This window comes from Pseudomonas sp. FA117, assembly GCF_057370475.1.
The window spans coordinates 4,475,471-4,497,626 of the sequence record NZ_CM170675.1 but is presented as its reverse complement, the minus strand read 5'-3'; the positions used below and the strand labels follow the sequence as shown (position 1 = coordinate 4,497,626).

The 22,156-nt window shown below is 62.0% G+C and carries 24 protein-coding genes; 10 read left to right on the top strand and 14 right to left on the bottom strand.

Features of this window, described 5'->3' with window-relative positions:
* Positions 1-24 precede the first annotated feature (24 nt).
* Complete coding sequence (locus tag AC1TXO_RS20825) at positions 25-876, bottom strand: MIP/aquaporin family protein (RefSeq protein ID WP_486403482.1); 852 nt, start codon at positions 874-876, stop codon at positions 25-27.
* Positions 877-1,180: 304 nt separating this feature from the next.
* Here AC1TXO_RS20825 and ybaK point away from each other — a divergent pair, with 304 nt between their 5' ends.
* Positions 1,181-1,651, top strand: coding sequence for a Cys-tRNA(Pro) deacylase (gene ybaK, locus AC1TXO_RS20820; RefSeq protein WP_486403481.1), 471 nt, complete (start codon positions 1,181-1,183; stop codon positions 1,649-1,651).
* 32 nt (positions 1,652-1,683) lie between these two features.
* Here ybaK and AC1TXO_RS20815 read toward each other — a convergent pair whose 3' ends face one another.
* Positions 1,684-2,787: an ABC transporter ATP-binding protein gene (locus AC1TXO_RS20815; protein ID WP_486403480.1), complete on the bottom strand. Its 1,104-nt coding sequence runs from the start codon at positions 2,785-2,787 to the stop codon at positions 1,684-1,686.
* Positions 2,784-3,704, bottom strand: coding sequence for an ornithine carbamoyltransferase (argF, locus tag AC1TXO_RS20810; RefSeq protein ID WP_486403479.1), 921 nt, complete (start codon positions 3,702-3,704; stop codon positions 2,784-2,786). The genes AC1TXO_RS20815 and argF overlap by 4 nt, the downstream gene beginning before the upstream one ends.
* 366 nt (positions 3,705-4,070) lie before the next feature.
* Between argF and AC1TXO_RS20805 the strand changes: the two genes are divergently transcribed.
* Together AC1TXO_RS20805 and grxD are read left to right on the top strand one after the other, a co-directional pair.
* Positions 4,071-6,179, top strand: coding sequence for a molybdopterin oxidoreductase family protein (locus AC1TXO_RS20805; RefSeq protein ID WP_486403478.1), 2,109 nt, complete (start codon positions 4,071-4,073; stop codon positions 6,177-6,179).
* A 105-nt stretch (positions 6,180-6,284) separates the two neighbouring features.
* A complete protein-coding gene (grxD, locus tag AC1TXO_RS20800) occupies positions 6,285-6,620 on the top strand; it encodes a Grx4 family monothiol glutaredoxin (RefSeq protein WP_201202735.1) in 336 nt (111 codons plus the stop codon).
* A 71-nt stretch (positions 6,621-6,691) separates the two neighbouring features.
* On the opposite strand, the gene bfr is transcribed toward grxD, so the two are convergent.
* Both bfr and AC1TXO_RS20790 read right to left on the bottom strand, forming a co-directional pair.
* Positions 6,692-7,165 carry a bacterioferritin gene (gene bfr / locus AC1TXO_RS20795; protein WP_486403477.1) on the bottom strand — a complete coding sequence of 158 codons (474 nt, stop codon included), beginning with the start codon at positions 7,163-7,165 and terminating at the stop codon, positions 6,692-6,694.
* A 202-nt stretch (positions 7,166-7,367) separates the two neighbouring features.
* Entirely contained in the window at positions 7,368-7,589 is a 222-nt protein-coding gene (locus AC1TXO_RS20790) for a bacterioferritin-associated ferredoxin (RefSeq protein ID WP_110995144.1), read from the bottom strand.
* 214 nt (positions 7,590-7,803) lie between these two features.
* Between AC1TXO_RS20790 and AC1TXO_RS20785 the strand changes: the two genes are divergently transcribed.
* Positions 7,804-8,406: a peroxiredoxin gene (locus AC1TXO_RS20785; RefSeq protein ID WP_054891793.1), complete on the top strand. Its 603-nt coding sequence runs from the start codon at positions 7,804-7,806 to the stop codon at positions 8,404-8,406.
* Positions 8,407-8,478: 72 nt separating this feature from the next.
* Here the strand turns inward: AC1TXO_RS20785 and rnt are convergent, their stop codons facing one another.
* Together rnt and pyrC are read right to left on the bottom strand one after the other, a co-directional pair.
* Complete coding sequence (gene rnt / locus AC1TXO_RS20780; RefSeq protein ID WP_486403476.1) at positions 8,479-9,153, bottom strand: ribonuclease T; 675 nt, start codon at positions 9,151-9,153, stop codon at positions 8,479-8,481.
* Positions 9,150-10,196 carry a dihydroorotase gene (gene pyrC, locus AC1TXO_RS20775; protein WP_486403475.1) on the bottom strand — a complete coding sequence of 349 codons (1,047 nt, stop codon included), beginning with the start codon at positions 10,194-10,196 and terminating at the stop codon, positions 9,150-9,152. Before pyrC ends, rnt begins: the two co-directional genes overlap by 4 nt.
* Positions 10,197-10,326: 130 nt before the next feature.
* On the opposite strand from pyrC, the gene AC1TXO_RS20770 reads away from it, so the two are divergent.
* Both AC1TXO_RS20770 and AC1TXO_RS20765 read left to right on the top strand, forming a co-directional pair.
* Entirely contained in the window at positions 10,327-11,319 is a 993-nt protein-coding gene (locus tag AC1TXO_RS20770) for a flagellar protein MotY (RefSeq protein WP_486403474.1), read from the top strand.
* 126 nt (positions 11,320-11,445) lie between these two features.
* Positions 11,446-12,663 carry an argininosuccinate synthase gene (locus AC1TXO_RS20765; RefSeq protein WP_486403473.1) on the top strand — a complete coding sequence of 406 codons (1,218 nt, stop codon included), beginning with the start codon at positions 11,446-11,448 and terminating at the stop codon, positions 12,661-12,663.
* A gap of 44 nt (positions 12,664-12,707) precedes the next feature.
* Here the strand turns inward: AC1TXO_RS20765 and AC1TXO_RS20760 are convergent, their stop codons facing one another.
* Entirely contained in the window at positions 12,708-14,039 is a 1,332-nt protein-coding gene (locus tag AC1TXO_RS20760; RefSeq protein WP_486403472.1) for an IS4 family transposase, read from the bottom strand.
* Positions 14,040-14,156: 117 nt separating this feature from the next.
* Positions 14,157-14,591, bottom strand: coding sequence for a hypothetical protein (locus tag AC1TXO_RS20755; protein WP_486403471.1), 435 nt, complete (start codon positions 14,589-14,591; stop codon positions 14,157-14,159).
* Between the two features lie 367 nt (positions 14,592-14,958).
* Here AC1TXO_RS20755 and AC1TXO_RS20750 point away from each other — a divergent pair, with 367 nt between their 5' ends.
* The gene (locus AC1TXO_RS20750; RefSeq protein WP_486403470.1) at positions 14,959-15,585 is read left to right on the top strand and encodes a response regulator; all 627 of its coding nucleotides are present in this window, start codon (positions 14,959-14,961) and stop codon (positions 15,583-15,585) included.
* Positions 15,586-15,624: 39 nt separating this feature from the next.
* Here AC1TXO_RS20750 and AC1TXO_RS20745 read toward each other — a convergent pair whose 3' ends face one another.
* From AC1TXO_RS20745 to metG, 3 genes are all read right to left on the bottom strand, one after another.
* Positions 15,625-15,795, bottom strand: coding sequence for a PA3496 family putative envelope integrity protein (locus tag AC1TXO_RS20745; RefSeq protein ID WP_486403469.1), 171 nt, complete (start codon positions 15,793-15,795; stop codon positions 15,625-15,627).
* A 104-nt stretch (positions 15,796-15,899) separates the two neighbouring features.
* The gene (gene nth, locus AC1TXO_RS20740) at positions 15,900-16,538 is read right to left on the bottom strand and encodes an endonuclease III (RefSeq protein ID WP_486403468.1); all 639 of its coding nucleotides are present in this window, start codon (positions 16,536-16,538) and stop codon (positions 15,900-15,902) included.
* 90 nt (positions 16,539-16,628) lie between these two features.
* Positions 16,629-18,668, bottom strand: coding sequence for a methionine--tRNA ligase (gene metG, locus AC1TXO_RS20735; protein WP_486403467.1), 2,040 nt, complete (start codon positions 18,666-18,668; stop codon positions 16,629-16,631).
* Positions 18,669-18,828: 160 nt separating this feature from the next.
* On the opposite strand from metG, the gene apbC reads away from it, so the two are divergent.
* Entirely contained in the window at positions 18,829-19,923 is a 1,095-nt protein-coding gene (gene apbC, locus AC1TXO_RS20730; RefSeq protein ID WP_486403466.1) for an iron-sulfur cluster carrier protein ApbC, read from the top strand.
* Positions 19,924-20,033: 110 nt separating this feature from the next.
* On the opposite strand, the gene AC1TXO_RS20725 is transcribed toward apbC, so the two are convergent.
* Positions 20,034-20,243, bottom strand: a complete 210-nt coding sequence (locus tag AC1TXO_RS20725) for a cold-shock protein (protein ID WP_016488765.1) — start codon at positions 20,241-20,243, stop codon at positions 20,034-20,036.
* Positions 20,244-20,568: 325 nt separating this feature from the next.
* On the opposite strand from AC1TXO_RS20725, the gene dcd reads away from it, so the two are divergent.
* Both dcd and AC1TXO_RS20715 read left to right on the top strand, forming a co-directional pair.
* Positions 20,569-21,135 carry a dCTP deaminase gene (dcd, locus tag AC1TXO_RS20720; protein ID WP_003258001.1) on the top strand — a complete coding sequence of 189 codons (567 nt, stop codon included), beginning with the start codon at positions 20,569-20,571 and terminating at the stop codon, positions 21,133-21,135.
* A gap of 96 nt (positions 21,136-21,231) precedes the next feature.
* Positions 21,232-21,462: a hypothetical protein gene (locus AC1TXO_RS20715; protein WP_486403465.1), complete on the top strand. Its 231-nt coding sequence runs from the start codon at positions 21,232-21,234 to the stop codon at positions 21,460-21,462.
* Here AC1TXO_RS20715 and pdeM read toward each other — a convergent pair whose 3' ends face one another.
* Positions 21,463-22,119: a ligase-associated DNA damage response endonuclease PdeM gene (gene pdeM, locus AC1TXO_RS20710; protein WP_486403464.1), complete on the bottom strand. Its 657-nt coding sequence runs from the start codon at positions 22,117-22,119 to the stop codon at positions 21,463-21,465.
* Positions 22,120-22,156: the final 37 nt, after the last annotated feature.

Sequence of the window (22,156 nt, the reverse complement as noted above, 5' to 3'; positions counted from 1 at the left end):
GGGCGAAGTCGCCCGGCGTCGGTCTCAGGAAGCCTGAGTATCGCCCTGGGTAGCAGCATCTGTCTGTGGATTCGCGGCATCGGCCGTCGGCAGGTTGCGGGCGATCAGCATGCGATAGCCCGCGGCACCCAGGCACGCGCCGACGATCGGTGCGAACACCGGAACCAGGAAATAGGGTATGTCCCGCCCGCCAGTGAAGGCGATTTCGCCCCAGCCGGCCAGGAATGTCATCAGTTTTGGCCCGAAATCGCGAGCCGGGTTCATTGCAAAGCCGGTGAGCGGCCCCATGGCGCTGCCGATCACCGCGATCAGCAGGCCGATCAGCAGCGGTGCGGTGGCGCCGCGCGGCAGGCCGTTGTTGTCGTCGGTCAGGGCCATGATCACGGCCATGAGGATGGCGGTGATCACCACTTCGACCAGGAAAGCCTGGGCGATCGACAGCGACGGGTGCGGGTAGGTGGAAAACACCGACGCCAGCTCCAGGCTGGCCTGGCTGCCGCGCAGCATGCCGTGCGCCTGTTCGAAATCGAAGAAGAGTGTGCTGTACAAGGTGTACACCAGCGCCGCGCCGCAGAAGGCACCACACACCTGGGCGAGCACATAGAAGGGCAGTTTGCGCTTGTCGAAGCCGGCGAACAGGGTGAGGGCGATGCTCACCGCAGGGTTCAGGTGAGCGCCGGAAACGCCGGCGCTGAGGTAGATCGCCATGCTCACGCCGACGCCCCAGATGATGCTGATTTCCCATAGGCCGAAGCTGGCGCCCGCGACCTTGAGCGCGGCCACGCAGCCGGTGCCGAAGAAGATGAGCAGTGCAGTACCCAGGAACTCGGCCATGCACTGGCCGGAAAGCGTCGGTTGTCGTAGATCAGTCGTCATGCAGGACCCTCGGTTCTTTTTGTTGTGAGACGCTGGGCGCTCGGGTGTCGACGCCGGTTGCCCATCCCCATGAACGACCGGCGAGTGTACGAATGTGCACTATTTATGTGCGTATTTTCTTCACAAACGAAAAAATATAGACAAGAAACGCTGATGTCAAAGGTCGAAAGTGAACGGTCGGCCACATTCTGACCCGCGAACGCGACCTGGTTGCGCGCCCTTGGTGCAGACCCCGAAGTGTGCTGGCTGGCCCCCGGGAATTGCCCTAAAGTAGCCAGCGAGCCGTTACCGACTGGAGCTGTACATGACCCCTGCACTCGACCTGCTGAAGAAAGCGCGCGCTGTCCATCACGTGCTCAGCTACGAACACGACCCCAAGTCGGCCTCCTACGGCCTGGAGGCTGCCGAGAAACTCGGGCTCGACCCGCAACGGGTGTTCAAGACGCTGCTGGCCAGCAGCGAGAAGGGCGAGTTGCTGGTGGCGGTGGTGCCGGTGGTCGGCACCCTGGATCTGAAAGCGCTGGCGCAGGCGGCGGGGGTAAAGAAGTGCGAGATGGCCGATCCGGCCGCCGCGCAACGGGCAACCGGGTATCTGGTAGGTGGCATCAGCCCACTGGGGCAGAAGAAGCGCCTGCGCACTTTCATCGACGAGTCTGCGCAGCAGTTCGAGAGCATTCACGTCAGCGCCGGGCGGCGCGGGCTGGAGGTGGAACTGGCGGCCTCGGTGCTGGCCGAGCATACCCAGGGCAGGTTCGCTGGAATCGGCAGGGGCTGACTCCAGCCAGCTTTTGCAGGAACGTCTTGTCTTCAGGTGGCAGAGCTGTAGCGGCGCACGCCGCTTTCCTGTGCCTGTAGCGCGACACTCCCCGGCACTGCGAACAGCACCAGGTGATCGGCCGCCACGGCGATGCCCACGTCCTGGCCGACCTGGTGATCGACATGGCTGGGGAAGATCGCTTCGAGTTGGCTGCCGGTGGGCAGCTCCAGGCGGTAGAGCGTCGAGGCACCCAGGAAGCTCTTGCCCTTGATACGGGCACGCAGCGTACTGTTCGGGGCATGGACGATGTCGTCCGGACGCAGCAGGACATCTACCGAACTGCCGACAGGCATCAGGTAGGCGCGGTTGCCGCGCAGCTCACCGAGTTCGGTGTTCACCGCTTCCGGACTGCTCATCTGGCCGCGGATGAAGTAGCCCTGGCCGATGAAGCTCGCCACGAACGGCGTCTGCGGTTCGTGATAGAGGTTGTAGGGCGTATCCCACTGCTCTAGGCGGCCTTCCTTGAACACTCCGACATGGTCGCTGACGGCGAACGCCTCTTCCTGGTCGTGGGTGACCAGGATCGCGCTGGTGCCGCGGCTCTTGAGAATGTCGCGGACCTCGTGGCTCAGGCGTCGGCGCAGTTCCACGTCGAGGTTGGAGAAGGGCTCGTCGAGCAGCAGCAACTGCGGTTCGGGGGCCAGCGCGCGGGCCAGGGCGACTCGTTGCTGCTGGCCGCCGGATAGCTCATGGGGGTAACGCCCGCCCAGGCCACCGAGCTTGACCAGCTCGAGCATTTCCTCGACCACCGAACCCTGGCGTGGGTGCTTGCCGATGCCGAAGGCGATGTTCTGGGCCACGGTCAGGTGCGGGAACAGCGCATAGTCCTGGAACACCATGCCGATCCGGCGTTTTTCCGGTGCAAGCGTGAAGCCTGCGCGGGAGATGACCTCGCCCGCCAGCTGGATCTCGCCGTCATGCACCGGCTCGAAGCCGGCAATGGCGCGCAGGGTGGTGGTCTTGCCGCAACCCGACGAACCCAGCAGGCAACCGATGTCGCCTGCGTTCAGGTGCAGGTTGAGGTTCTGGACGATGCGTTGTTCGCCATAGCCGCAGGCGAGGTTGCGCAGGTTGAGCAGCAGCGGTTGACTCATGCGTGGTGGTAAGCCGGTTCTACAAGGAATTCAAGAAGGGCCTTCTGTGCATGCAAGCGGTTCTCGGCCTGGTCCCAGGCGACCGAACGCGGGTCGTCGAGCAGGTCCTGGCTGATTTCCTCGCCACGGTGGGCGGGCAGGCAGTGCATGAACAGGGCATCGGGTGCCGCCAGGTCGAGCAGTGCGCGGGTGACCTGGTAAGGCGCGAAATGCGCCAGGCGCCGTGCAGTTTCCTCTTCCTGACCCATGGAAGTCCAGACATCCGTGGTCACCAGGTGCGCGCCGCGTACCGCTTCTTTCGGATCACGGATGATCTTTACGTGCTCGCCACCGAGCTCGAGGAAGCGTGGATCGGGCTCGTAGCCCTCCGGGCAGGCAATGTGCAGCTGGAAGCCGAACTGGCGCGCCGCCTCGATGTACGAGTTGCACATGTTGAAGCCGTCACCGATCCAGGCCACGGTCTTGCCCTGGATCGAGCCACGGTGTTCGAGGAAGGTCTGCATGTCGGCCAGCAGCTGGCAGGGGTGCGATTCGTCGGACAGGCCGTTGATCAATGGCACCTTGGAGTGCGCGGCGAATTCGGTCAGGGTGCTGTGGGCATGGGTGCGGATCATCACCGCATCGACCATGCTCGAGAGCACGATGGCGCTGTCGCTGATCGGCTCGCCGCGACCCAGCTGGGTGTCGCGCGGGGAGAGGAAGATTGCCTGGCCGCCGAGCTGGATCATGCCGGCCTCGAACGATACGCGGGTGCGGGTCGAGGACTTCTCGAAGATCATTCCCAGCACGCGGTTCTTGAGGGGTTCGAAGAGCACGCCGCGCTTGCGCAGGTCCTTCAGCTCGATGCCTCGACGGATCACGCCGAGCAATTCGTCAGCGGTGAAATCCAGCAGGGAGAGAAAGTGCCTGGTGCTCATGATTGACTACCTTATCTGCAACGTTTTGCAGGTCGACCGTATGGTTTTTTTTGACAACGGGAGTGACCTGCGGCGTAAGCCGCACGGGGCGGACGGAATAGGGAAAGGCGCAATACTATAATTAAATGTCGCCTGAAACCAAGAGGGGAAATAGCTGGCCTGTTTCAAAGGGTGTCGTAAACCCTTGCGGCCTGTCTGTTTTTTATTTTCTACAGGGGGTTGTACACGTCCCGGCGGGGCTTTGGCAAACGCTGTGTCGCGAATCGTGCGCCTGATGACGTCCGATTCACGACACTGAGCGGCGTGGCGTTGGCGATCGGCGAGCGGCATAGTCACAGCTTCCAGAACAACAAGGCAGAGGCGGCCATGACCAAGACCCTGCATCACCGTGCCTGTCACCTGTGCGAGGCCATCTGCGGCCTCAGCATCGAAGTCAGCCATGCGCCGGATGGAAACGCCGTGATCAGTTCGATCAAGGGCGATGCGCACGACCCATTCAGCCGCGGCCACATCTGCCCCAAGGCGGTGGCCCTGCAGGATATCCAACAGGATCCCGACCGCCTGCGCCAGCCGCATCGACGCGTGGGTGAGCGTTGGCAGCCGATTGGTTGGGAGGAAGCCTTCGCCCTGGCGGCTGATCGCTTGTGGAGCATCCAGCAGGCGCACGGGCGCAATGCAGTGGCGGTGTACCAGGGCAACCCCAGCGTGCACAACTACGGGTTGATGACCCACAGCAACTATTTTCTCGGCCTGCTCAAGACGCGCAACCGCTTCTCCGCCACCTCGGTCGACCAGTTGCCCCAGCACCTGACCAGCCACCTGATGTATGGCCACGGCCTGCTGCTGCCGATCCCGGATATCGACCACACCGACTTCATGCTGATCCTGGGCGGCAACCCCCTGGCCTCCAACGGCAGCATCATGACCGTACCGGATGTGGAGAAGCGCCTCAAAGCCCTGCGTGCCCGAGGTGGGCGACTGGTGGTGATCGACCCGCGGCGCAGTGAAACCGCAGCGATGGCCGACCAGCACCTGTTCATTCGCCCCGGGGGCGATGCCGCGTTGCTTTGCGCCATGCTCAACACCCTGTTCAGTGAACGCCTGGCGCGCGGCTCGCACCTGCCCGTCAATGGCCTGGAGCAGGTACGTGAAGCGATCGCGCCGTTCACGGCAGAGGCGATGAGCCCGCTGTGCGGCATCGGCGCCGGGCAGATTCGCCAGTTGGCACGCGACTTCGCTGCGGCCGGCAGCGCCGTATGCTATGGACGCATGGGTGTATCCACCCAGACGTTCGGCACGCTCTGCCACTGGCTGGTTCAGCTGATCAACCTGGTCACCGGCAATCTCGACCGCGAAGGGGGTGCGCTGTGCACCGAGCCTGCGGTGGACCTGGTCGCCAGTACCTCGGGTGGACACTTCAACCAATGGCAGAGCCGTGTGTCGGGGCTGCCCGAGTATGGCGGGGAGTTGCCGGTTGCAGCGCTGGCCGAAGAGATCCTCACCCCCGGCGAGGGTCAGGTACGCGCGCTGGTGACCGTCGCCGGCAATCCGGTGCTGTCCACCCCCAACGGTCGTCAGCTCGACCAGGCGCTGGACGGGCTGGAGTTCATGCTCAGCATCGACCTGTACATCAACGAGACCACGCGTCATGCCGACCTGATCCTGCCATCCACCTCGGCATTGGAGAACGATCACTACGACAGTACGTTCAACCTGCTGGCGGTGCGCAACGTTACCCGTTTCAATCGGGCGATCCTGGCCAAGCCGCAAGGTGCCCTGCATGACTGGGAAATCTTCGTCGGCCTGGCCCGCGCCTTTGCCGAACGCGCGGCACTGGAGCTCAAGCCGACCATGTCGCCGGCGCAGATGATCGATTTCGCGTTGCGCAAGGGTCCGCGCGGCGAGGCATCGCCCTGGGGGTTGTCGTTGCAGGCGCTGGACGCACATCCGCACGGCCTCGATCTCGGACCGTTGCAACCAAACCTCGCCACTCGCCTGCGCACGCCTGCCCAGGCCGTGGAGGCCGCGCCGCAGGTGCTGCTCGACGACCTGCAGCGTCTGGCCCGGCAGGTACCTATGGCTGCCGGCCAGTTGCTGCTGATCGGGCGTCGGCATGTGCGCAGCAACAACTCCTGGATGCACAACTTCCATCGCCTGGTCAAAGGCAAGCCGCGGCACCAGTTGCTGATGCACCCGCAGGACATGCAGCAGCGCCAGCTCGACGATGGTCAGTGGGTGCGGATCCGTTCGCGTACCGGCAGCCTGGAGGTGCAGGTGCTGGCCAGCGAGGAGGTGATGCCCGGCGTGGTCAGCCTGCCCCATGGCTACGGGCACGGGCGCCAGGGCGTGCGCATGCAGATCGCCCATGCGCAGCCGGGGGTAAGTGCCAACGACTTGACCGATGAGCTGTTGCGTGACGCGTTGTCGGGCAATGCGGCGCTCAACGGCGTCCCGGTGGAGGTGGAGGCGGCCTGAAGGGTGATCGGGCGCCGTGGCCATTCCCAAGCACGACACTCGGCTTTCCGATACAATGCGTCACCGTGCCGACGACCGTGTCGGAAAGTTCAGCTGAGGTGCTACATGGATATCATCGATACGATCAAAGAGCAGATTGCCAACAACACCATTCTGCTTTACATGAAAGGCTCGCCGAATGCCCCGCAGTGCGGGTTCTCGGCCAAGGCATCGCAGGCTGTGATGGGTTGTGGCGAGAAGTTCGCCTACGTCGACATCCTGCAGAACCCGGAAATCCGTGCCAACCTGCCCAAGTACGCCAACTGGCCGACCTTCCCGCAGTTGTGGGTGGCCGGTGAGCTGGTCGGCGGCAGCGACATCATGCTGGAAATGTTCCAGAACGGTGAGCTGCAGACCCTGATCAAGGATGCTGCCGCCAAGGCCAAGGCTTCCGAAGCCTGATAGCGGTTTCGCGCAGCCAAGAAAAAGCCCCGCCTCGGCGGGGCTTTTTCATGGGCGCTGCAGGCTAGGGCTTATTCTTCGCCCATCTGCGACTGCAGGTAGTTCTCGATGCCGATCTTGTCGATCAGGCCCAGCTGGGTTTCCAGCCAGTCGATATGTTCTTCCTCGGACTCGAGGATGTCTTCGAGCAGTTCGCGAGAACCGAAGTCGCCGACGGTTTCGCAGTGGGCGATAGCAGCTTTCAGGTCGATCAGGCCCTTGTGCTCGATCTTCAGGTCGCACTCGAGCATTTCCCGGGTGTGCTCGCCGATCAGCAGCTTGCCCAAGTCCTGCACGTTGGGGATGCCTTCGAGGAAGAGAATACGCTTGATCAGTTTGTCAGCGTGCTTCATCTCGTCGATGGATTCCTTGTACTCGTGCTTGCCGAGCTTGTTCAGGCCCCAGTCTTCGTACATGCGGGCGTGCAGGAAATACTGGTTGATCGCGACCAGCTCGTTTCCGAGGATCTTGTTGAGATGCTGGATGACGCTTACGTCGCCTTTCATGATCGGGTTCCTGCCCTGTAGAAGTGTGCCAATGCAGGAAGTTTGAGCCCGACAACTTCGTGTGTCAAACCTAAGTTCTTGAATAATAAGTGAAAATTAATAGGAATAAGAATGTTTGTGAACCGCGTTGGCGGGCTAACTTATTGAATTACAGGCATAAAAAAACCGGACACAGGGTCCGGTTCTTTGAATTCGGGGTGTTTCAGGCTGCGTTGAATTCTACAGGATAGGGCAGGGCAGCCTGCTGACTGAGCTGAAGCTCGGTCAAGGTTTCACGAACCACCTGCTTGGCCAGGCAGGCACACTTGCCACATTGACTGGCGACATTGGTGGCGGCACGGACATCCTTGTAGCTGCAGCATCCTTCGTAGATCGCATCGCGGATCTGTCCATCGGTGACACCGACGCAGAGACATACATACATAAGGGTCGACCATCGCTGGTTGATTCGATGGACTGGAGCTTAATGGTAATGAGAATGCTTGTCAAAGCACTTGAAGAAAGCTTCATCTTCCCGCGACCGGTGGTTCGATTCGGCCTGTCACGATAAGCCGTGTATGATGGTCGGCCTTTGTTGGATGCCGGGCGGCACTGCTCTGCCCGGGCAACGGTTTTTCACCATCATCAGGAGATAACGAATGAGCGTGCTCGTTGGTAAACAAGCCCCGGACTTCACCGTTCCAGCCGTGCTGGGCAACGGCGAGATCGTCGACAGCTTCAACCTGGCTTCGGCCATCAAGGGCAAGTACGGCCTGGTGTTCTTCTACCCGCTGGACTTCACCTTCGTCTGCCCGTCCGAGCTGATCGCCCTGGACAACCGCATTCCTGACTTCGAAGCCCGTGGCGTGGAAGTGATCGGCGTGTCGATCGACTCGCACTTCACCCACAACGCCTGGCGTAACACCCCGGTCAACAACGGCGGTATCGGCCAGGTCAAGTACACCCTGGCGGCCGACATCACCCACGAAATCTGCAAGGCCTACGACGTCGAGTCCGAAGGCGGTGTGGCCTTCCGTGGCGCCTTCCTGATCGACAAGAACGGCGTTGTCCGTTCGCAGATCGTCAACGACCTGCCGCTGGGCCGTAACATGGACGAACTGCTGCGTCTGGTCGACGCCCTGCAATTCCACGAAGAGCACGGCGAAGTCTGCCCGGCCAACTGGAAGAAAGGCGACAAGGGCATGAATGCCTCGCCGGAAGGTGTTGCAGCCTACCTGAGCGAGAACGCTGGCAAGCTGTAAGCGCCACGCGTAAAAAAAACCGGCCCATGTGGCCGGTTTTTTCATGCCGTGCTGTAACGGCCTGTCAGCGGGTCAATCGTTGAAGTCGCGCCAGCCGCCCATCTCTTTCCAGCGGTTGACGATGCCGCAGAACAGCTCGGCGGTTTTCTCGGTGTCGTACCGCGCCGAATGCGCCTCGCGGCCGTCGAAGTCGATGTCGGCGCTCTGGCAGGCGCGTGCGAGCACGGTCTGACCATAGGCAAGGCCGGCCAGCGTCGCGGTATCGAAGCTGGAGAACGGGTGGAAGGGGTTGCGCTTGAGGTCGTTGCGCGCCACGGCGGCGTTGAGGAAGCCGAGGTCGAAGCTGCTGTTGTGGCCGACCAGGATCGCCCGCTTGCAGCCGTTGGCCTTGAGCGCCTTGCGCACGCCACGGAAGATGTCGGTGAGCGCGCTTTCCTCGCTTACGGCCATGCGCAGCGGGTGATCGAGCTTGATGCCGGTGAACTCCAGTGCCGCCGCCTCGATATTGGCGCCCTCGAAAGGCTCGACGCGGAAGAAGTAGGTGTGCTCCGGGAACAGGAAGCCCTTCTCGTCCATGCCGATGGTGACGGCAGCGATTTCCAGCAGTGCGTCAGTGGCGCTGTTGAAACCGCCGGTCTCGACATCCACCACCACTGGCAGGTAGCCGCGGAAACGCTCGGCCATCGGGTGGCGCGAACCGCTGCCTGCCTGACCGTCCTGGTCGTCGTCGTAAAGATCTTCGCTCACGCGTTGTCCTCCAGCAGGCGCCAGCGCAAGGTTTCACCGGCGCGCAGCGGTACCACGCTGGTGTCGCCGAACGGCAGGCTTGCCGGGGCGGTCCAGTCTTCGCGTACCAGGGTGATGGTGTCGGTGTTTGCCGGCAGGCCGTAGAACGCCGGGCCGTGCAGGCTGGCGAAACCTTCCAGCTTGTCCAGCGCGTTACGCTGCTCGAAGGCCTCGGCGTACAGCTCGATGGCGGCGTAGGCGGTGTAGCAGCCGGCGCAGCCGCACGCGGCTTCCTTGGCATGCCTGGCGTGGGGCGCCGAGTCGGTGCCGAGGAAAAACTTCGGGTTGCCGCTGGTAGCCGCATCCAGCAACGCCACCTGGTGGGTGTTGCGCTTGAGGATCGGCAGGCAGTAGAAGTGCGGACGAATGCCGCCGACCAGCATGTGGTTGCGGTTGTACAGCAGGTGCTGGGCAGTGATGGTCGCGCCGACGTTGGCAGGCGCCTCGGTGACGAACTGCGCGGCGTCGCTGGTGGTGATGTGCTCGAACACCACCTTGAGCGTGGGGAAGCGCTCGACCAGGCGGCGCATGTGCTCGTCGATGAAGCGCTTCTCGCGGTCGAACACGTCGATTTCCGAGCGCGTCACTTCACCGTGCACCAGCAGCGGCAGGCCGGTTTCGGCCAACGCTTCGATCGCCGGGAAGATGTTGTCGATGCTGGTCACGCCCGAGTCGGAGTTGGTCGTGGCGCCTGCCGGGTAGAGCTTGGCGGCGTAGACGATGCCGCTGGCCTTGGCTGCGCGGATGTCTTCGGGGCTGGTGCGGTCAGTCAGGTACAGCACCATCAGCGGCTCGAAGCGGCTGCCGGCCGGGCGTGCGGCGAGGATGCGCTGGCGGTAGGCCTGCGCTTCGGTGGCGTTGCGTACCGGCGGAACCAGGTTGGGCATGATGATGGCGCGGGCAAAGGTGCGCGCCACGTCGCCGACGGTATGTTGCAGCACAGCACCATCGCGCAGATGGATGTGCCAGTCGTCGGGACGCAGGAGGGTCAGGCGATCGGACATTGGGGTTTCCAGGCGGTTCGAACTCAGGCGTCAATGCTACCGGAAAACCCCGGGGGCAGCACGGCTATCAAGTTTTCCGACGAGCGTCCGATAGCCTGCAGGTAAGCCGTCAGAATCTGTGGAGCCGCCCGTGCGCCAGCGTTACCTACTCCTGCTCAGCCTCTGTGCCAGCCTGCCGGCCGGGGCACTCACCTTCCAGACCCGCATGGAGAATGTCGCCTGGAAGGTCGAGGGCGACCAGTTCGAGTGCCGGCTGATCCAGCCGATCGACGGTTTCGGCAGCGGCGAGTTCGTGCGTCGCGCAGGCGAGCAGCCGGTATTCCAGCTGCGTTCGGAGAGCAATGCGCTGGGTGCCGGCTCCGCCACGCTGCTGGCCGCGGCGGCGCCCTGGCAGCCCGGACGTGGCGACATCAACCTGGGCGCGGTGCGCATGAGTCGCAACGGTGTGCTGTTCAGCTCTTCGCAAGGCCAGGCCAGTCGTTTGATCAACGGCCTGCTCGACGGACGCAGCACCGTGGTGCGCAACTACACCGGCGAGGGCGGTCGGGCGATGGAAGTGCATGTGCTGCCGGTCAGCTTTGCCAAGGCCTACAACGACTACCAGCTGTGCGCCGCGAAACTGTTGCCGATGAACTATGACCAGATCCGCCAGACCCAGGTGCCGTTCCCCGGCACCGGTTTCGAGCTGGACAGTGCTGCCCGCGCGCGCCTGGACGTCATTCTCGATTACCTGAAGGCCGATCCGTCGGTCAATCACATCGAGCTCGACGGTCACGCCGACAACAGCGGCAACCGCCTGACCAACCGCGATGCCTCGCGCCGCCGCGCGCTGGCCGTAGCCGAATACCTCAAGGCCCATGGCGTGCCGGAAGAGCAGATCACCGTGCGCTTCCACGGCGAGCGCTACCCGCTGGCCAAGAACAACACGCCGGCCAATCGCGCGCGCAACCGCCGGGTCAACATCCAGCTCGATCGCGTCACGCCGATCGAGAAACCCGTGGAAAAACCCCGCGAAGCCGCACCCGCCATACCGCCGCAGCCTGCAGCCAGCACCCCTGCCAGCCCGGCACCGGCGGTGCAGGCCCCAGCCCCGGTACTGCCAGCGGGGGCGAAGAAAGTCTGAGTGCGACCCGGTCGCGCTCACGACATTTTCTGTCGCTTTGTCATCACAAGCTGTCGCCCCACTGTAAATTCTCCCGCGAGATCGGTAGAATCGACGGCTTTCCGTACAACCCCGTGGAGTGATGGCATGGCGGACGTAAAAAAGGTCGTATTGGCGTATTCCGGCGGCCTTGATACTTCGGTGATTCTCAAGTGGCTGCAAGACACCTACAACTGCGAAGTGGTGACCTTCACCGCTGACCTGGGCCAGGGCGAGGAGGTCGAGCCGGCCCGCGCCAAGGCACAGGCCATGGGCGTCAAGGAGATCTACATCGACGATCTGCGCGAAGAGTTCGTGCGAGATTTCGTCTTCCCGATGTTCCGTGCCAACACCGTGTATGAAGGCGAGTACCTGCTGGGTACTTCCATCGCCCGTCCGCTGATCGCCAAGCGCCTGATCGAAATCGCCAACGAAACCGGCGCCGACGCCATTTCCCACGGCGCTACCGGCAAGGGTAACGACCAGGTGCGTTTCGAGCTGGGTGCCTATGCCCTCAAGCCGGGCGTCAAGGTTATCGCGCCATGGCGCGAGTGGGACCTGCTGTCGCGCGAGAAGCTGATGGACTACGCCGAGAAGCACGGCATTCCGATCGAGCGCCACGGCAAGAAGAAGTCGCCCTACTCGATGGACGCCAACCTGCTGCACATCTCCTACGAAGGCGGTGTCCTGGAAGACACCTGGACCGAGCACGAGGAAGACATGTGGCGCTGGAGCGTTTCTCCGGAGAACGCCCCTGACCAGGCCACCTACATCGAGCTGACCTACCGCAACGGCGACATCGTCGCCATCGACGGCGTCGAGAAGACCCCGGCCACCGTACTGGCCGACCTCAACCGCATCGGCGGCGCCAACGGCATCGGTCGCCTCGACATCGTCGAGAACCGCTACGTCGGCATGAAGTCCCGTGGCTGCTACGAGACCCCTGGCGGCACCATCATGCTCAAGGCCCACCGTGCGATCGAATCGATCACCCTGGACCGCGAAGTCGCTCACCTGAAAGACGAGCTGATGCCCAAGTACGCCAGCCTGATCTACACCGGCTACTGGTGGAGCCCGGAGCGTCTGATGCTGCAGCAGATGATCGACGCTTCGCAGACCAACGTGAATGGTGTCGTGCGTCTGAAGCTGTACAAGGGCAACGTCACCGTGGTTGGTCGCAAGTCGGACGACTCGCTGTTCGATGCCAACATCGCGACCTTCGAGGAAGACGGCGGCGCCTACAACCAGGCCGACGCAGCAGGCTTCATCAAGCTGAACGCGCTGCGCATGCGCATTGCCGCCAACAAGGGCCGCGCGCTGCTCTGAGTCTCGGCACGTTGCACAAGACCCGGCCTCTGGCCTAATGCTGTTCACTTAAGCGGAACAGCCTTACGGTCCACCGGATACCGGGTTTTGGAAATCTTCACCGTCCTTGGCCGCCCTGGCCTTGGGCGGTGATCCAGAAACATCCCCGCGACACCTCCCCGCATCTCAGCCAACCTTCTACCTGTAGCCGATACCGGATTGGCCGCAGCCATGACGATCAACTGCACGGCGATGTACTGGCAGGCCGGCTTGAAACGTATGTCAGAAGGCGTTCGGCCAAAGGCTACAGCCGCTTGGCTAGCCTCCCGACGGATGATGTTGTAAGCCAGCAAGAGTCCCCAGACCTCCTGATAGATCAGCTCGATTTTCTTGCTGCGCAGCGTCACGGCATTCTGTTGCATGGAGCTTTTGATGTCCCGGAAACCTAGCTCGATCTCCCAGCGCTCCAGGTACAGCTCGGCTACCGCGTCTGCGCTGTAACGGTCGGCAGGCAATGAGGTGAGCAGCGATCTGACGTGCCCCTGGCTTTCATAAGTGACTTCACGCACTTCCCAGTGCGTGGGCAAATCCGGGTTTCGTTTGCGAGCCTGGGGGGAGACCTTCATGCGAACACGCCGGTCGTGCTCGCCATAACGCTCAACTTCTTCCATGACCAGATTCTTGCGAGCCGGCGTCAACCAGTGACGATTTATACCCCCTTCAGCGACGCTCAATAGCAGGTCGGCACCCCAAAAGCCCTTATCGAATAACGTGATCGAGTCATCTGGAATCTGCCCGAGGAAGCTTTCGGCCAGGCGCATTTCGCTGCCCCGGTAAGGACTGAGCTGGGCGTCGAGGATCACATGGGAGCGCACATTCATCAGCGCAACGAGGCGCAGCATCGGGAACGGTGTCTGGCGCTCGGTGCCGGTGTTGCCTGAGCCAAAATGCTCTCGCAACTCAGGTGAGTCAGGCGTTCGCATCAATGCGCCGTCCACCGCGAACACTTGTAGGCCACCCCAGTCATCACCTTCGTATCGCTCGCAGCCCCACTGCTTGGCAGTCTGGCGGAACAGCGACTCGACTGGGTCGGCACCCAGCCGTTTACGCGCCTCAGTCACGCCGCTGCGCGCTAACAACTGATCAGAAGCCAATCCTTGGGCACAGATATTCAGGCGTCTGGCCACCTCGTGCACAGGTTCATCACGGAACAAGGCCATGCCCAGCACCAACCAAAGCACCTGATCGCTCGGCAAGCGGCGCCTCCGGATGGTGGCTTGTGTCGAAAGATTAAGCGCACTGGCAACCCACTCAACAGGGATGTTCTGGGTAAAAGTGCTGAGGTCAGAGAAGTTGAAGAGATCGCCGAGGTCGAGCAACTGCTGCTGAATGGGCATAAAAAATCCGATACCAGAGGGCTGGTATCGGATTTTCTAGAAACCCCGGCTTGGACTCAAATGCTTAAGTGAACAGCATTACGGCCTCTGGCCGGGTTTTTTTTACCCGCCTTCACGCTACAGCGTGACCTTCTCTCCCTTGCGTATGGGCCTGATGGTCAGGCCGACGCGTGAGCGGCATTCCAGGTTGTAGAAGACCCAGCGGTGCTCATCCGTGGGGACAGATTTCAATGCACCCAGGATGTGCTGTTCCAGGTGCATACCCGCTTGTGGCCCGGAAAAGGTGAGGGTTCTTTCCGATTCTGCATCATTGCCCTCGGAGTGGCCGGTGCAGTGGCTCTGCTTGTCGGGACCGTACAGCGAAACATGGTTGAAGTTCAGCGTCAGAAAGAACAGCACCGTCAGGAAGAACGGGAATCCCACCAGAAACCAGGTATAGGTCTTTTGACTTTCCGGGCCCAGGAAAGGCAGGGATGCCAGTGCGGATGCCTCGATGATGCCACAGAAGATGGCAATGATCGTGAGCGGGCTGGTTGGTTCAGGACTGTTCATTATCAGCGCTCCAGGTGCATGAGCGATTTATATCCTAGAGCGCGCAAAGATGCCTGAAGTTTTCAGCAAGGGAAAAAGTTTCTCGTTGAGCTTCGAAAAAATAATGTCATTAGGTTGGAGCGAAATATCCCACTGATTTGAAGCGTTATCCTCACTTGGGGGAAATGCGCGCCATGCTAGTTTTTCATGGGTATCTGGTTGAGCTGGCCTGCAGCGGTTTGGATAACTCAATGAATGTAGGAAGTTTCTAGTTTGTATGTAGGTTTCATCTTTGAGTGCGGCCTGCGGTGGAATCGCTACGCCATTCAGCTATTGGCTCGGTTATGGTGACGTGTCACAACTAGAATAATGGATCAATGGATATCCCATGAATAAAATACTTATCGTGGATGATCATCCGGTCATTCGCTTGGCCGTACGTATGTTGATGGAGCGGCATGGATATGAAGTCGTGGCCGAAACCGACAATGGGGTGGATGCGTTGCAACTGACCCGGGATCATCTGCCGGATATCGTCGTGCTCGATATCGGCATACCCAAGCTGGACGGGTTGGAAGTGATCGCACGCATGACCGCAGCGAGCCCGGGCAGCAAGGTGCTCGTCCTGACCTCCCAGGCGCCTGGGCATTTTTCCATGCGCTGCATGCAGGCCGGCGCAGCAGGTTACGTGTGCAAGCAGCAGGAATTGACCGAACTGCTCAGTGCCATCAAGGCCGTGCTCTCCGGCTACAGCTACTTTCCCAACCAGGCGCTGCACAAGACCCGCAACGGTGTCAGCGGAGGCAGCGAGACGGAGATGGTCGAACGCCTGTCCGGGCGTGAAATGATGGTCTTGCAACAACTGGCACGAGGCCGCACGAACAAGGAGATCGCCGATAGCATGTTTCTCAGCAACAAGACGGTCAGTACCTACAAGACTCGCCTGTTACTCAAGCTCAATGCCCGTTCGCTGGTCGATCTCATCGAGTTGGCACAACGCAATGGCCTGGCCTGAAACACAAAAGCCTCCTTTGCGGGAGGCTTTTTCGCAAGACTACAAATCGTAGTCGAAGTCAGCCAGCTCTCGTTGCAGGCGCCGCTCTTCCAGCAGATTGTCGATGGTGCGGCGCTTGCTCAGGTTGGTTTTCGCGGTTTCCACCTGGGGTTCGGCTTCGTCGTCCGCGGCGAATTCGTCTTCGATCAGCTCGTCTTTATCGGTGCTCATGGATCACTCCAAGCCAAAGGGCCATTGGCCGTCCTTATAGCGAGAATCATGAAGCCGGTAAAAAAGATTTTTTCAATCGAAATGGATGACTTTTCGCTATTGCCTCAATCGTCCGAGGTCTTGTGCCGGTATTCGCACAGGTCCTCTATCCGACAGCTGCCGCAGCGCGGCTTGCGGGCCTGGCAAACATAGCGACCATGAAGGATCAGCCAGTGGTGGGCATCGAGCAGGAAATCCTTTGGTACGAATTTCAGCAGTTTCTTCTCGACCTCCAGCACCGTCTTGCCGGGGGCGATGCCGGTGCGGTTGCTGACCCGGAAAATGTGCGTATCGACCGCCATGGCCAGTTGGCGGAAGGCGGTGTTCAGTACCACGTTGGCGGTCTTGCGGCCGACACCGGGCAGGGCCTCGAGGGCCTCGCGTGTCTGCGGAACCTGGCTGGCGTGCTGTTCGACAAGCAGCCGGCAGGTCTCGATGACATTCTTGGCCTTGCTGTTGTACAGGCCGATGGTCTTGATGTATTCGCTCAAGCCCTCGACACCCAGCGCATGGATGGCTTCAGGTGTATTGGCGACCGGGTAGAGGCGGGCGGTAGCCTTGTTGACACCGACATCCGTCGCCTGGGCGGAGAGAATGACCGCGATCAGCAGCTCGAAAGGCGTGGAGTAGGCCAGTTCAGTTTTCGGGTCGGGGTTGTCTTCGTGCAGCCTGCGAAAGATTTCCAGGCGTTTGGCGGCGTTCATGGGGTCAAAGCGTTCCTTGACGGCGTGACCTGCAGGTTCGTGCAGACGCAGGCCTGAGAGCCGTTCGACGGCCCTCAGGCGTAAATGCCCTTACTTGATGCGCTGGCCTGGCTTGGCGCCGCTGTCAGGGCTGAGCAGGTAGATCTCTTCGCCGCCAGGGCCTGCCGCCATGACCATGCCCTCGGAGACCCCAAAACGCATTTTCCGGGGCTTGAGGTTGGCCACCATCATGGTCAGCCGGCCTTCGAGCTTCGATGGGTCCGGGTACGCCGACTTGATGCCGGAGAACACGTTGCGACGCTCGTCGCCGATGTCGAGGGTCAGTTGCAGCAACTTGTCGGCACCGGGCACGGCTTCGGCCTTGACGATCAGCGCCACGCGCAGGTCGACGGCAGCGAAGGTGTCGAATTCGATCTCGGCCGACAGCGGGTCCTTGCCCAGTTCACCGTTGCCGGCAGGCGCCTTGGCTTCGGCGGCCAGTAGGTCTTCCTTGCTGGCGGCGACCATGGCCTCGACCTTGGCCGGTTCGATGCGGCTCATCAGTGCCTTGAACGGGTTCAGTTGATGGTTTTCCAGGCGCGACAGGTGATCGCTCCAGGTCAGTGGCGCAACGTTGAGGAAGGCCTCGGCGTCGGCAGCCAGCACCGGCAGCACCGGCTTGAGGAAGATCACCAGTTGGCGGAACAGGTTGATGCCCTGGGCGCAGATGGCCTGGACTTCCTCCTGCTTGCCTTCCTGCTTGGCCAGCGACCAGGGCGCCTTGTCGGCGATCCAGGCGTTGGCACGGTCGGCCAGGGCCATGATTTCGCGCATGGCGCGACCGAAGTCCCGGGCCTCATAGGCTTCGGCGATCGACGGTGCGGCGGCCAGGAAGGCTTCGGTCAGTTCCGGTGCAGCATCGCCGGCAACCATCACCCCTTCGTTGCCCTTGTGGATGAAGCCTGCGCAGCGGCTGGCGATGTTGACCACCTTGCCGACCAGGTCGGAGTTGACCTTCTGCACGAAGTCTTCGAGGTTCAGGTCCAGGTCGTCGACGCCACGGCCCAGTTTGGCCGCGTAGTAGTAGCGCAGGTATTCGGGCTGCAGGTGGTCCAGGTAGGTGCGCGCCTTGATGAAGGTGCCGCGCGACTTGGACATCTTCGCGCCATTGACGGTCAGGTAGCCGTGCACGTTGACCGCGGTCGGCTTGCGGAAGCCGGCGCCCTGGAGCATGGCAGGCCAGAACAGGGCGTGGAAGTTGACGATGTCCTTGCCGATGAAGTGGTACAGCTCGGCCGTGGAGCCTTCGTTCCAGAACGCGTCGAAGTCCAGCTCCGGGCGACGGGCACAGAGGTTCTTGAAGCTCGCCATGTAGCCGATCGGCGCGTCCAGCCAGACGTAGAAGTACTTGCCGGGCTCGCCCGGGATCTCGAAGCCGAAGTACGGCGCGTCACGGGAGATGTCCCATTCCTGCAGGCCCGAATCCAGCCACTCGGCGAGTTTGTTGGCCACGGCATCCTGCAGGGTGCCGCTGCGGGTCCACTGCTGCAGCATGGCCTGGAAGTCGGGCAGCTTGAAGAAGAAGTGCTGGGAGTCGCGCAGCACCGGCGTGGCCCCGGAGATTGCCGACTTCGGATTCTTCAGCTCGGTGGGCGCGTAGGTGGCGCCGCATTTCTCGCAGTTGTCGCCGTACTGGTCTTCCGAGGCGCACTTGGGGCAGGTGCCCTTGATGAAGCGGTCGGCCAGGAACATGCCCTTTTCAGGATCGAAGTACTGGGTCACCGAACGGTTGGCGATGTGCCCGGCATCACGCAGGCGCATGTAGATCAGGCTCGACAGTTCGCGGTTCTCGTCACTGTGGGTCGAGTGGAAGTTGTCGAAATCGACGAGGAAGTCGGCGAAGTCGCTACTGTGCTCGGCCTGGACATTGGCGATCAGCTGTTCGGGGGTGATGCCTTCCTTTTCGGCGCGCAGCATGATGGCCGAGCCATGGGCGTCGTCGGCGCAGACGTAGATGCACTGGTTGCCGCGCAGCTTCTGGAAGCGAACCCACATGTCCGTCTGGATGTACTCCAGCATATGGCCAAGATGGATGGATCCATTGGCATAGGGCAGGGCGCTGGTGACGAGAATCTGACGTGGCTCGGACATGGTGGCTCGGCTACTTATCTGGCTACGGGTAAAAATTGAGGGTGATCGGCCACTATAAAGGGCTGGGAAATATATTTCACCCCGCAGACGCATCTGCTGACGGTTGACGGGTTAGCATAGGCGCCTGATTCACTTTTTCTGAAATGCCACGGGAGTCTCCATGAGTGCCGTCACACGTGCCGCCATCGAAGGCGTGCTTCGCCAGTACACCGACCCCTACCTGAACCAGGACCCGGTCAACGCCGGTTGCGTACGCGCGATCGACATTCAGGGCGGGCAGGTCAGTGTGCAGTTGCAACTGGGCTATGCCGCTGCACTGTTTCGCAACGGCTGGGCCCAGGTGCTGCGCACGGCGATCGAGAACCTCGAAGGCGTGACGGCGGCGCAGGTGAGCATCGATACGCAGATCGCCACGCACAAGGCCCAGGCCCAGGTGCCGGCCTTGGCCAACGTGAAGAACGTCATCGCCGTGGCGTCTGGCAAGGGCGGTGTGGGCAAGTCGACCACGGCCGCCAACCTGGCCCTGGCGCTGGCCCGCGAAGGCGCCCGCGTCGGCATCCTGGATGCGGATATCTACGGACCAAGCCAGGGTGTGATGTTCGGCATCCCGGAGGGCACGCGCCCGCAAATTCGCGACCAGAAATGGTTCGTGCCGATCAAGGCCCATGGCGTCGAGGTGATGTCGATGGCGTTCCTGACCGACGACAACACGCCGATGGTCTGGCGCGGGCCGATGGTCTCGGGTGCGCTGCTGCAACTGGTGACCCAGACCGCGTGGGATGACCTCGACTACCTGGTGATCGACATGCCGCCAGGCACCGGCGATATCCAGCTGACCCTGGCGCAGAAGGTGCCGGTGGCCGGCTCGGTGATCGTCACCACGCCGCAGGACCTGGCGCTGCTGGATGCCAGGAAGGGCGTCGAGATGTTCCGCAAGGTCAACATCCCGGTGTTGGGTGTGGTGGAAAACATGGCGGTGCACATCTGCTCGAACTGTGGCCATGCCGAGCACCTGTTCGGCGAGGGCGGTGGCGAGAAGCTGGCTGCGCAGTACGGCGTCGAGTTGCTGGCGTCGTTGCCGCTGTCGATGCTGATCCGCGAGCAGGCCGACAACGGCAAGCCGACAGCGATCGCCGAGCCGGAAAGCCAGATTGCCATGGTCTACCAGGAACTGGCCCGTCAGGTGGGCGCGCGTATCGTGCTGCAGGAAGCGGCGGCGCCGGCGATGCCGAGCATCACCATCAGCGAGGATTGAGGCGCTGATGGCCAGCCCCATGCAGGCGCGACGCCAGGTCGCTCCTGCATGGGGCATAAAAAAACCCGCCGGAAGGCGGGTTTTTTTGAAAGCGAGGAAGCTAAATCGACTTAGGCGATTTGAACTTCTTCAGCCTGCATGCCTTTCTGGCCGCGGGTAGCGACGAAAGTAACAGCCTGGCCTTCTTTCAGGGTTTTGAAGCCGTCAGCCTGGATGGCTTTGAAGTGTACGAACAGGTCGTCACCCGACTGAGGGGTGATGAAGCCGTAGCCCTTCTCATCGTTGAACCACTTGACGGTACCGGATTGGCGGTTGGACATGTGTCTGTCTCCTTGGACAAAGTAGATTTCGGCTCAGGAAATGCCCTGGCCGGGACTGAGTGCAAAGAGAGCGGAAAATTCAGCGATGGGCCGATCAGGATCGTGCATCAAACAGATTCTCGGTGTCACGTGCAGCACAGTGGCGCCACCTTACCCCACTTTCCGCAAGCTGCCAATGGCCAACAGCCGCTTTGATGAAATTCGGATCGGCGGGTGCTTCAGCCCCCGTCCGGCGCGGGATAGGGCGCGGAACTTTAACGCACGGGCCAGGACCGGTAAGATGCGCATCTCGTTTTTTCACCTCGTACTTTCAGGACACCCCGCCATGAGCATCAAATCGGACAAGTGGATTCGCCGCATGGCGCAGGAACACGGCATGATCGAACCGTTCGTCGAGCGCCAGGTGCGCGGCGAACAGGACAGCCGGGTGATCTCCTTCGGTGTCTCCAGCTACGGCTACGACGTACGTTGCGCCGATGAATTCAAGGTGTTCACCAACATCAACTCGGCCACCGTCGACCCGAAGAACTTCGATGCCGGCAGCTTCGTCGACATCAAGAGCGATGTCTGCATCATTCCGCCGAACTCCTTCGCCCTGGCCCGCACCGTCGAATACTTCCGCATCCCGCGCGACGTCCTGACCATCTGCCTGGGCAAGAGCACCTATGCCCGTTGCGGCATCATCGTCAACGTTACCCCGCTGGAGCCGGAGTGGGAGGGGCACGTCACCCTCGAGTTCTCCAATACCACGACGCTGCCGGCCAAGATCTACGCCAACGAAGGCGTGGCGCAAATGCTGTTCCTGCAGTCGGATGAAGAATGCGAAGTGTCGTACAAGGATCGTGGCGGCAAGTATCAGGGTCAGCGCGGCGTCACCCTGCCGCGGACCTGAGCCGACGAACCGGGGGAATTAGTTTCCGGTTTGCCACTCCAACGAGGTAAGTCCCCGGCGCGCATGACGTGTGCCGGCCCTCGTCAGGAGCAGCCCATGAAACTCGATCCTGCAATCAGCGCGAAGCTGGCCGTTCTGCAGCCGAACCAGATCGGCATGATGGCGTGGACCCTGCTGGCGCACCCGCCTACGCACCTGCAGGCTGGCGGCGTTCCGCACCAGCCTGGTCCCGACACGCCACAGCCGCCGGAACCCGGCGAACACCCGCCGATGGAACCCGGTGAGCCGACCCTGCCGGACGAGCCGCCACCGGCGCCGGTGGCCTGATCAGGCCGGCAACGGCCACACCCTGTCATCGCCCGCCACGAACAGGCGGGCACCTGCCCGTGGCTCGATCGTCCAGCCCCCTGTGAATTCGCCGAACGCCGGTAGCAGGCTGACCTGTGCATCCATCACGAAGCACGGCAGGCGCAGGCGCTGACGGCCGCGCCCGCGGAGCACGCAGGCCGGATGCACGTGCCCGGCGATCACCGGATGCTCAGGATGTGCAGTGGGTTCGTGCTGCAGGGCGAATGGCGCCAGCAACAAGGGTTCGTCCACCACCTCGATGCCGAGCGTCGGAGGCGGGTCGCCAGCATGGCGATCGTGATTGCCACGCACCAGCGTCACGGCCAGTGCACGGTGCCTCTCGCGCCATGCCTGCAGCCGCGCCAGTGTGGCGGGCGCCCGCGCCGTGCGGGCATGAAGGAAGTCGCCGAGTATTACCAAGTGCCGGCAATCATGCTGCGCCAGCAGGCTGTCCAGTCGGTCCAGCGTTGCTTGCGTGGTGCCGCGCGGCACCGGCTGGTGCAGGGCGCGATAGCTGGCGGCCTTGCCGATGTGCAGGTCGGCCACCAGCAGCGTGCGCCGAGCAGGCCAGTAGAGAGCCTTTTCCGGCAATAGCCAGAGCGTTTCGCCGCAGTGTTCGATGGCCAGGTGATGCACGTTCAGCGGTTCTCCCGGGTGTTCGCCGCAAGGGTTG